Annotated in this window: 4 protein-coding genes; 2 read left to right on the top strand and 2 right to left on the bottom strand. The window is 47.4% G+C overall.

Going from position 1 to position 3,622, the window contains the following annotated elements; genetic code table 11:
* Positions 1–65: 65 nt before the first annotated feature.
* Both H6F76_RS30290 and H6F76_RS04315 read right to left on the bottom strand, forming a co-directional pair.
* Positions 66–374, bottom strand: a complete 309-nt coding sequence (locus H6F76_RS30290; protein WP_242036527.1) for a hypothetical protein — start codon at positions 372–374, stop codon at positions 66–68.
* Positions 371–691, bottom strand: a complete 321-nt coding sequence (locus tag H6F76_RS04315; protein WP_190506245.1) for a hypothetical protein — start codon at positions 689–691, stop codon at positions 371–373. Before H6F76_RS04315 ends, H6F76_RS30290 begins: the two co-directional genes overlap by 4 nt.
* Before the next feature lie 75 nt (positions 692–766).
* On the opposite strand from H6F76_RS04315, the gene H6F76_RS04310 reads away from it, so the two are divergent.
* Both H6F76_RS04310 and H6F76_RS04305 read left to right on the top strand, forming a co-directional pair.
* Positions 767–1,144: a hypothetical protein gene (locus tag H6F76_RS04310; protein WP_190506244.1), complete on the top strand. Its 378-nt coding sequence runs from the start codon at positions 767–769 to the stop codon at positions 1,142–1,144.
* Between the two features lie 23 nt (positions 1,145–1,167).
* Entirely contained in the window at positions 1,168–2,706 is a 1,539-nt protein-coding gene (locus H6F76_RS04305; protein WP_190506242.1) for a serine hydrolase, read from the top strand.
* The last annotated feature ends 916 nt before the right edge of the window (positions 2,707–3,622 follow it).

Below are 3,622 nucleotides of genomic sequence, written 5' to 3'. Positions count from 1 at the left end.
AGTCACAACTGTAAGCTTTTGCCATAAACACACTCAGCACTTCTAGCGGAAGAATATCTCTTAGTCTATGTCCTAACTGTATTGGCAACAGCTATACCTGCGGAACCTGTCACCTTGACGGATCCCTTATAGGAATTGGTTACCAGTTTGCGTTGTGAGGGATGTAGAAAGCCCATCCAGGTTGCTAGGGGAGCTGCCAAAATTTTGGCAATATCATCACTGCTCTTGACAACAATAAAACGACGTTGAGTGTCTTCATTTTCAAAGGTTGGTTTCTCAGGAGATGGTGGCAGTGGAGGAGTGACAAGTTCACCTCCTGCCAATCGTAAGAACCGTTCTGCGACATCTTCTGGTAATTTTTCGAGGATACTCAACAAGTCATCCTCATAACCAGCTTACGAATAACTGCTAGCCAGATTGGAGGTAAGCCTAAATTTAGAAGGTAGTCATCATTATGAGTGTCGAACAGACCGAATTGGTTTTGAGGTTTCTCAGCAAATTGCTGCTCGATCGCTTCCGTAAACTCAATAATTTGGAGGGCACCTGTTTTAGCATTTTGCTCAACTCGGCGTACTTGTGCCCAAGTATAGGCATGGTCATGCTGTCCGGCATAGAGCAGCGCCCAAGTTACTTTCTTTGTAGATAATGGCGCGTAATCCTTGAGTAATACGGGCAGATCAGAGATTATCATCTTTTACCTTCGTGACCCTTTGCAGGCTAATGCTGGGGTGAGCCGGATTGCTATAGTAACTATTTGGCATTCAAAATGAATACGGATGCTTCCAGCGATGAAACTTGGGCGAATTGGCTTCAAGAACATGGTATTCAACTTGGTAGTGCTAAGGAGGATATCGTTCCGCTCGCATCTGGTGGAACTTTTGCTGAAGCCATGCTAAGACGTTCAAACTGTGCTGAGAAACTGGATATTACCCGCTTCTGGAACTGGCAAGATTCTCCGATCCCGCTTCAGCCTAATGAAATTGCTGCTATTCAAACGGGTAGTCGGGCAACTAACGAAGATACTAAACCTGTCAACGAAGTACCCCAATTATTAACATCACTTCGCCCCCGAGTCTGTCTGACCTTGCTGGCACGGCAGCCATTCTGGGGGCAATCCAGAATGGCAATATGTTCCGTGATATGAGCGGGCTGCAAGGCACGATCGCATTGTCTCAAGCTGCCTTACAAGCAACATCCGCAGGTGCTGCAACCACAGGTGACCAAGCAAGCACTAACATGAACAACTTGCTCAAGGCAAACACCGAGAGACAGCGAATTGCTGCTGAGGTGATTATCAGTTTGGCCAAGACCGCAGCATCTGCTTACACAGGTGGTGCTATTAGCCCCGATGGTTGTATCAGTAGTGGCGGCAACCACTCCCAAGATGGTGCAAAGATTAACTACTTCGACAAGACTCAAGGACAAATCCCGGCAGGCAATAATGCCAGTGGAGCAGGTACAATCACGCCTGTTGGCGGTAGCAGTCAAAGTGGCAGCGGCAATGCGAACGGCAGTAGCAATGGAAGCTTCAACAACAACGGTACTGGTGGCAGCTATTCTCAAAACCTTGCAGCACTAGCGGCAACATGGGGTGATAGTCAGCCACGCTCTACACTGTTTGATAAGGTTCTCGCCAAGATTCCAGACGGGGGGCTTGGAGACAGCAGCACAATGAGCGCTTCGTCCATATCACCTTTTGCAACAATACCTTTGACGCTCACTTCGCTGAGACTAACTCAAGATCCTGCCCTGCTAGCAAAACTCTCACCTTTAGCAGCACCCAATCCAGATGGGGGATTAGCGGTGGTCGAACTCTCAACCAAGAAAATGGCGAGCGTGAAAGGTGGTGACTTGGCGTTGGCTGCCAGTATCTCCAAAGTTGGTGTCGCAATCACAGCATACCGTCTGCGAGAAGCCGTTCGTGACTTTGCCGAGCAGAGTTCTGCGACTACACCTGCAGCTTTGATCTCAGAAATCATTAGCGCATGGAAACCGATCGTGAGCAAGGCATACAAGTTCAATTCAGATTTTCCGAAGCTAGACAAAGTGCTGAGCTTCACTCCACCGAACTTAACCCTGCATGGTTTAGGTTGGGACATTGACTTCATCACGACGTCCTCTCTTACGTTTACTGACGTGGAACTAGCACCAAGAGCAATCCATTGCAGAACACAACTAGGATCCAGCGAGAGGATGCATTTGATGGTTCAAAACTCGAATAATGAAGCAGCCACGTTGTGTACTGAGGATCTCGGCTTCCAGTACATTCAAGGGGCACTTGAGGCGGAGGGCTTTGCAGTTAAGGGTGGATTGGACCTCTGGATTGAGCGCGCCTTTCGCCAAAGTAGCAAGGATTGGGGCTTTCCTCCCGTCAAAGGCAGTGTCCATTCAGCAACAGCCAATGCTTTAGCAATGCTGCTGGTCGCCCTTCAAACAAAATCCCTGATCAGTGCAGACGCAAGCACAGATATCGTCAACATGCTGAAGAAATCAGGAAGCTTTATGGGGGAGGCATTTAAGGCTTCTTCTATTTCAACAACTGTAGAGTTCGTAAAAGATGGTCTGGGAGGACCTGGTAGAAATTTGTTCAGCGATATAGATGTTTGCAGAAAAAGCAGCGGTAAAGAGTATGCATCAGTGATTCTTCAAATTACTGAGGGACCAGCATTCAATAAAGTTGCAGTCGGCGTTGATGGCTGCTTCTGAATTTAAGGTGATTACTGCTATCCTCTAAAAGGCGATTGTTCCCCCTAAAATGGTGTTTGGATTTTTCCAGACACTATTCTAGGGGTTTGAGGCGAATGTGTCACCAAGTGCAATCAGGACTAAGTTGCAGTCTGAAACAACGTAGGAGAGCGGAAAAAGTTGGGGAACCCTTGGAAACTCGTACGATAGCATCGAGGGGTGCTTAAAACTAGGACCCTCCTACCTATCAATTCAACGCTTCTTTTATCAACGCGAGTTCGATGAGAAGCATACGATGGCAACCGTTTTGTTGAAATCCCCAACTTTTTTCCGCTCTTGAACTCGTGGCATGCCCAAACTTTGGCACAAGGGACAAAGGAGGTTCGATGCCAGTTGCTTTGTCTACACCGCTGCGATCTATCCCTCAGTTCAGGTCGATTTGGCTCACTTGAGCCTAGAATGCCGTTAGTAGGCGTTCCTGTAGCAATCGGACTAAAAACAACGCTAAGCCTGAAAGTACCTCTGAGCTTGATTTACACTGTTTAACATCTTGGTTCAATCAAACTGAGAAATAGAGCAACTGATAACCTTGCTCAATCGCTTGATTTGGCTCGGTCCGTTGCCCAGGACGCAGAAGGGCAACCAGAGCATCGGGGTTTCAGCCACCGGCAACCCGTGAGATTACGTTTGTAATCTGCCCCTTGGCTGTACTACTTAGTTCAAAACAAGTCCAAGCTCTATGTAGTACGTTTTTAGACTGATTAGCTCCACTGATCGCTGCCATCATGCCATCGACAACGTCTTGAGCCTTGTTTTGAAACCGTTTATACCAATTCCTCAAGGTTGGGCTACAAATGGTATAAAGTAGCTGTCGGGCTTAAGCAACAAACATAGCAGGCGTTTACAAACTAGAGATCACTGAAATGGAAGCCGATCT

Source organism: Leptolyngbya sp. FACHB-321, assembly GCF_014695975.1.
Taxonomy (GTDB): Bacteria; Cyanobacteriota; Cyanobacteriia; order Leptolyngbyales; family Leptolyngbyaceae; genus Stenomitos.
Note: the sequence above shows the minus strand (reverse complement) of the source record. Positions and strands in the feature narration are given on the sequence as shown.

What these genes read in the sequence shown, in the direction of transcription:
- H6F76_RS04310 (WP_190506244.1), top strand. Translation starts at nt 767, where the DNA reads ATGAATACGGATGCTTCCAGCGATGAAACTTGGGCGAATTGGCTTCAA.
- H6F76_RS04315 (WP_190506245.1), bottom strand. Translation starts at nt 691, where the DNA reads ATGATAATCTCTGATCTGCCCGTATTACTCAAGGATTACGCGCCATTA.